4 protein-coding genes and 1 pseudogene are annotated in these 5,626 nt (G+C 68.3%); 1 reads left to right on the top strand and 4 read right to left on the bottom strand.

Translation table 11 applies throughout. The features are described 5' to 3' along the window. Nucleotides 1-388: 388 nt before the first annotated feature. Complete coding sequence (locus Y706_RS0115855; RefSeq protein ID WP_028277376.1) at nt 389-1,828, bottom strand: PhoH family protein; 1,440 nt, start codon at nt 1,826-1,828, stop codon at nt 389-391. A 233-nt stretch (nt 1,829-2,061) separates the two neighbouring features. After that, nucleotides 2,062-2,823 carry an isoprenyl transferase gene (locus Y706_RS0115850; protein ID WP_043436292.1) on the bottom strand — a complete coding sequence of 254 codons (762 nt, stop codon included), beginning with the start codon at nt 2,821-2,823 and terminating at the stop codon, nt 2,062-2,064. 154 nt (nt 2,824-2,977) lie between these two features. Between Y706_RS0115850 and Y706_RS0115845 the strand changes: the two genes are divergently transcribed. Next, nucleotides 2,978-3,694: a PAQR family membrane homeostasis protein TrhA gene (locus Y706_RS0115845; protein ID WP_253906810.1), complete on the top strand. Its 717-nt coding sequence runs from the start codon at nt 2,978-2,980 to the stop codon at nt 3,692-3,694. Between the two features lie 126 nt (nt 3,695-3,820). On the opposite strand, the gene Y706_RS0115840 is transcribed toward Y706_RS0115845, so the two are convergent. Further along, nucleotides 3,821-4,486, bottom strand: a complete 666-nt coding sequence (locus Y706_RS0115840; protein WP_028277373.1) for an HAD family hydrolase — start codon at nt 4,484-4,486, stop codon at nt 3,821-3,823. Continuing rightward, nucleotides 4,483-5,626: pseudogene (locus Y706_RS25800) on the bottom strand (thioredoxin domain-containing protein); the annotation flags it as partial. The gene Y706_RS0115840 and the pseudogene Y706_RS25800, both read right to left, overlap by 4 nt.

Below are 5,626 nucleotides of genomic sequence, written 5' to 3'. Positions count from 1 at the left end.
CGCTTAGACACCTCCCGTCGCTGCGCTGCGGTCGCTGGGCGACCTTCGCTACGCTTTGGTCGGCGATGCGCTCCTCAGCGGGACACCGCAGCACCGCGAGAGTGGGACGCTCACCAGCCGGGACGCGCTCCTCCGCAAGGTGAGGGACAAACGTGCCGGGACGCGGTCTTTCGCAAAGGAGCGCATCGCGACGCATCGGATTCCCGGAGGTCGCTCAGCGACCGCAGGGGTCCCTATGCGTCGTGTCTAAGCGACGGCGAAAGGCCGCGTTCCGGCAAACTCGACAACAGCGAAGCGCCACGACACGGCGAACCCAACCACGGCAAACCCAACCACGGCGAAGAGCCGTGGCCCGGCGAACCGGACCACGGCCCCCAACCTCGGGAGGTTAGATCTCCGCCCCCTCCAGCAGCTCCGTCACGAGGGCTGCGATCGGCGAGCGCTCCGAGCGGGTGAGGGTGATGTGGCCGAACAGCGGGTGTCCCTTCAGGGTCTCGACGACGGCCGCCACGCCGTCGTGCCGTCCGACCCGCAGGTTGTCCCGCTGGGCGACGTCGTGCGTCAGGACGATCTTGGAGTTCTGGCCGATCCGGCTCATCACTGTCAGCAGCACATTCTTCTCCAGGGACTGCGCCTCGTCGACGATCACGAATGCGTCGTGCAGGGAGCGTCCGCGGATGTGCGTCAGCGGCATGACCTCAAGCATGCCCCGGTCCATCACTTCCTCCACCACTTCCTGGCTGACCAGCGCGCCCAGGGTGTCAAAGACCGCCTGCGCCCACGGGTTCATCTTTTCCGCTTCGGACCCGGGCAGATAGCCGAGTTCCTGGCCGCCCACCGCATACAGGGGCCGGAAGACGATCACCTTGCGGTGCTCCCGGCGCTCCAGGACGGCTTCGAGCCCGGCGCACAGGGCCAGTGCGGACTTGCCGGTGCCGGCCCGGCCGCCGAGGGACACGATGCCGACCGACGGGTCCATCAGGAGGTCGATCGCCAACCGCTGCTCGGCCGAGCGGCCGTGGAGTCCGAAGACGTCGCGGTCGCCCTTCACGAGCCGGACCTGTTTGTCCGCTCCTACCCGTCCTAGGGCCGAGCCGCGGCTGGACAACAGGACCAGCCCGGTGTTGGTCGGCATCTCGGCCGCCGCCGGGATGAATACCGGCTCGTGCCCGTACAAGGTGGCAACCTCGTCCTCGCCCGCGTCGAGCTCGGCGACGCCGGTCCAGCCGGAGTCCTTGACGAGTTCATTGCGGTACTCGTCGGCCAGCAGCCCCATGGCCGAGGCCTTGACGCGCATCGGCAGGTCCTTTGACACCACCGTCACGTCGCGGCCCTCGTTGGCCATGTTCTTGGCCACCGCGAGGATGCGGCTGTCGTTGTCCACCCCGCGGAACCCGGCGGGCAGCACCTCGGCGGAGATATGGTTCAGCTCCACCATGAGCGTGCCGCCGTCGGGGCCCAGCGGGATGGGACGGTCCAGGCCGCCGTGCTCGAGCCGCAGGTCATCGAGCAGCCGGAGGGCTTTACGCGCAAAGTAACCCAGCTCCGGGTCGTGGCGCTTTCCTTCGAGCTCGGTGATGACAACGATCGGCAGGATGACCTCGTGCTCGGCGAAGCGCAGGAGGGCCCGCGGATCAGAGAGCAGGACGGAGGTATCGATCACGAAACTGCGGGCCGTGCCCCGGCTCCCTGTTCCTTCCCCGGAAACAGCAAGACCGGCCGCCGCGGAATCCGCTGCACCGGTCTTTGAGGTGGCTCGCTTGGCGCGAGAGGTAGCTTTCTGTCCCTGATCGGAAATGACGTCGGGCAGTTGCTCAGAAATAGCCACATCGACTCCAGCCCCGGGGCAATGCCCGGAATTGTTATTGGTGAGGCGGCTCGGCCTGGAGGCCGGACGCGGCCTCCCATACACCCGGTGCGAAAATCCGCTCCATGTACTGGCCTCCCCGATCGGCCGGCGAATTGCCTGCCGATGGGATTAACGTACGTCTCCGGGGGCCGGTTTGTCCGATAATTTTTCGGCGATTCTTGTTGCCGTCTTGTGAATTCCGCGTGAACCACTCAGGCGCCGAAGCGGCGCTGCCTGCCGGCGTAGTCGCGCAGGGCGCGCAGGAAATCCACCTTGCGGAACGCCGGCCACAGGGCCTCGCAGAAGTAGAACTCACTGTACGCGCTCTGCCACATGAGGAATCCGGACAGCCGCTGCTCCCCGGAGGTCCGGATCACCAGGTCCGGATCCGGCTGGCCCCTGGTGTAGAGGAAGCGCGAGATGTCATCCACGGTGAGTTCATCGGCCAGTTGTCCGATGTCCGCTCCCCGGGCGACGGCGTCGTGCAGCAGTTCCCGGACGGCGTCGACAATCTCCCGCCGTCCGCCGTAGCCGACGGCGACATTGACGTGCAGCCTCTCCTGCGCGGGCGTCCGGGCCGTCAGGTTGTTCAGCCGCTCGGCGAGGTAGTCCGGCAGCAGTTCGGGGGCGCCCATGGCGTGCACCGAGATATTGGCGTCCTCGTCCAGCCGGTCCAGGGTGTTGGCGATGATGCCCATCAGGAGGTCGAGTTCCTCGCCGGAGCGGTTCATGTTGTCCGTGGAGAGCATGTACAAGGTGACCACCTTGATGCCCAGCTCCTGGCACCAGCCGAGGAATTCGTGGATCTTGTCCGCACCGGCCTGATGGCCCTGGCTCGTGGGGGCGTTGAACTGGCGGGCCCAGCGCCGGTTGCCGTCGACCATGACGCCGACGTGGCGCGGGATCCGTTCAGGATCGAGGGAGCGCTGGAGCTTGCGCTCGTAAAAGCCGTAGAGGAACCCGGGCATTTCCATCCGGAGATTCACCTGGCTTCCTTGAGGTACTTGTTCAGTGCACATCCTAGGCTACCTGCCGGAGGGCCGTGCCGGGTGCAGCTCCGTCACAGGACAACCCCGGACGGATTGTTACTCACCGGTAACTTACTACGGCGTAGGTTATTATTACGGCATGGAAAGCAACAGTCCGGAGCCCCGGCCGGAGCCTCCGGCGAAGCGGGCAACCCCGGTGGACGACGCCGCGGTGCGCCTGGCTGAACTGCTGATGATCAAGCCCAAATGGCGGGGCTGGATCCACACCGTCACCGCCCCGCTGGCGCTGGCCGCCGGGCTGGTGCTGGTGATCCTCGCGCCGCCGGACCTGAAGGTGGCCTGCGCCGTCTATGCCGTTACCGGGGTCCTGCTGTTCGGCGTCAGTGCCGTCTATCACCGCGGGAACTGGTCACCGCGCGTAAAGATCGTCCTGAAGCGGTTGGATCATACGAACATCATGCTGGTGATCGCCGGCAGCTACACGCCGCTCGCCTGGGCCCTGCTGGACCGGCAGCAAGCCGAAGTGCTGCTCTGGGTGATCTGGTCCGGGGCCATCCTCGGCGTGCTGTTCCGCCTACTGTGGACCAATGCCCCGCGGTGGCTCTACGTGCCGATCTATATCGCCCTCGGCTGCGGCTCGCTGTTCTACCTGCCGGACTTTTTCGCCGCCAACGCTGCCTCGGCGGTGCTGATCTGCGTCGGCGGAATCCTGTACATCACGGGAGCCGTGTTCTATGCGCTGAAGAAGCCGAACTTCAGCTACAAACACTTCGGCTTCCATGAACTCTTCCACGCGCTGACGGTCTTTGCCTTCGCCGCGCACTACATCGCCATTGCCATCGCGGTCCTGGGCTGACGCCGGCTGCGCTGATTCTCCCCACCTTTGAAACTGCGACGCCGGGACTCGCCGGCAGTCCGGCCCGACACGCCGGGCGCCGGCTTCAATGGTGGGGAATTCCGGCGTCAGGGGTTGGCCCCCGGCTCAGCCGGGATGCCCTGCCGCAATGAGCTCGGGCAGCAGCCGCATGTCGGTAAAGACGGTGGTTCCGGGACCGGCCAATCGGGAGGCCGGGGTGACACCGCCGGCATACGCGAAGACGTACATTCCCGCCGCCCGGGCGGCCTGGACGCCGTAGGCGCTGTCCTCGACGACGGCGCACCGCCCGGGAGCGGCGCCCTGGCCCGCCGCGGCGTGGAGGAACAGGTCCGGCGCGGGTTTGCCGTTGGCCACCTCTGTGGCGCTGTAGATGCGGCCCTGAAAACGGCTTAGCAGCCCGGTCTTGCCCAGGGTCCGGTGCATCTTTTCGTGGCTGCCGCTGGAAGCGACGCAGTGCGGCAGAGACAGCCGGTCCAGGGCGTCCTCGATCCCGTCAACGGCCTCGAGTTCACGTTCAAACGCCTCCTGGTACCAGCGACCGTAGTCGCGGTCCCAGCCGTCGGCCAGCCGGATCCCGAGCTGCTGTTCGACGGCGGCCACAAAGTTCGCCTCGGACTTTCCGACGAACCGTTCCACGATGTCATCGAGTTCCAGGTCCCAGCCCAGGTCTGCCAGCACGCGCTGGTCCACCCGGATGGCGATCACCTCGGAATCCACCAGTACACCGTCACAATCGAACACCACCAGCTCGAAGCCGTCCTGACCAGTCATGAGGACATCCTAGCCAGCTGCCCGCGCATTTCTTCGACGGAAGTCGCGGGGAGGCCGCAGACCATGCCGCGGCACAGGAACACCTGCGGGGCGCCGTCCGGGCCCGCGCCGCGGCCCTGCAGCAGGGGTACCGGCCGGGCGGCGCCGTCGTCCTGGACCGCGACCACCAGCCCGGGGCTGGCCGAGAGCAGCAGCTCCCGGTGCAGCACGGCCCGTTCCGGGGTGTCCGGTCCGGCGACGGCGGCCTCGATGGGACCGGCGAGGGCAGCCTGGGCGGTCGCGAGCAGCCAGCCGGCGGCGCGGGGTGCCTGGCCCGCAAGCGGAGGAAGCAGCAGGGCAAGGATGCTGGCCGCCAGGGTGCGGTGTTCGGACGAGCCGGAGAAGGCCGAGTGGGTCAGCAGGGCACCGGCCAGCGCGGCGGCGCCGCTGGGGGTGGCGCCGTCGAACGGTTCCAGACCGTCGCGGCCGCCCTGGGCGGCCGTGACCTGCGCGGACTCCCCCGCAGCGTCCCTCAGGCCGCCGTCGGCCGCGAACCGCCTGCAGGCGGCGTCCAGAATGGCCTCGGCCAGCCCGTACCAGCGGGTGTGCCCGGTAACCGCATAGAGCGCGAACAGCCCTTCGGCGCACAAGGCGTAGTCCTCCAGCAAACCGCCGATTCCCCGCGCCACTCCGTCGTGGGAGACGCGCATGAGCCAGCCGGGGCCATCCGCCGCGGGCCGCCAGTGCACGCGCTCAAGATAGTCCGCAATCCGCTCCGCCGCGGCCACCAACTCCGGGCGTGCCAGGACGGCGCCGGCGTCGGCGAGGGCGGCTACGGCCAGTCCGTTCCAGCCCGCCACCACCTTGTCATCCCGGCCGGGCTGGGGCCGGTTCCTGCGCGCCTGCGCCAGCAGCGGGCGCACCCGCTGCCACAGCGCGGCGTCCCCGCCGGACAGCTCCCAGCCCGGATGCAACGGCGAACCGCCGGCGCTCACGCTTCCGGGCATTCGGACGTTCATGAGGGCAGCCACGGCGGCGCCGTCGGCCGGGCCCAGGAGCGACTCAAGGCCGCCGGGAGTCCACAGGTAGCTGGCCCCTTCGGCGTGCACGCCGTCGACGACCGTGTCGGCGTCCAGCGACGATGCCAGGGCCACGACCCCG

The organism is Arthrobacter sp. I3, from assembly GCF_000520575.1.
GTDB classification, from domain to species: domain Bacteria; phylum Actinomycetota; class Actinomycetes; order Actinomycetales; family Micrococcaceae; genus Arthrobacter; species Arthrobacter humicola_A.
Note: the sequence above shows the minus strand (reverse complement) of the source record. Positions and strands in the feature narration are given on the sequence as shown.

Coding starts and splice junctions, on each gene's coding strand:
- Y706_RS0115850 (WP_043436292.1), bottom strand. CDS start 2,823: ATGGAAATGCCCGGGTTCCTCTACGGCTTTTACGAGCGCAAGCTCCAG.
- Y706_RS0115845 (WP_253906810.1), top strand. CDS start 2,978: ATGGAAAGCAACAGTCCGGAGCCCCGGCCGGAGCCTCCGGCGAAGCGG.
- Y706_RS0115840 (WP_028277373.1), bottom strand. CDS start 4,486: ATGACTGGTCAGGACGGCTTCGAGCTGGTGGTGTTCGATTGTGACGGT.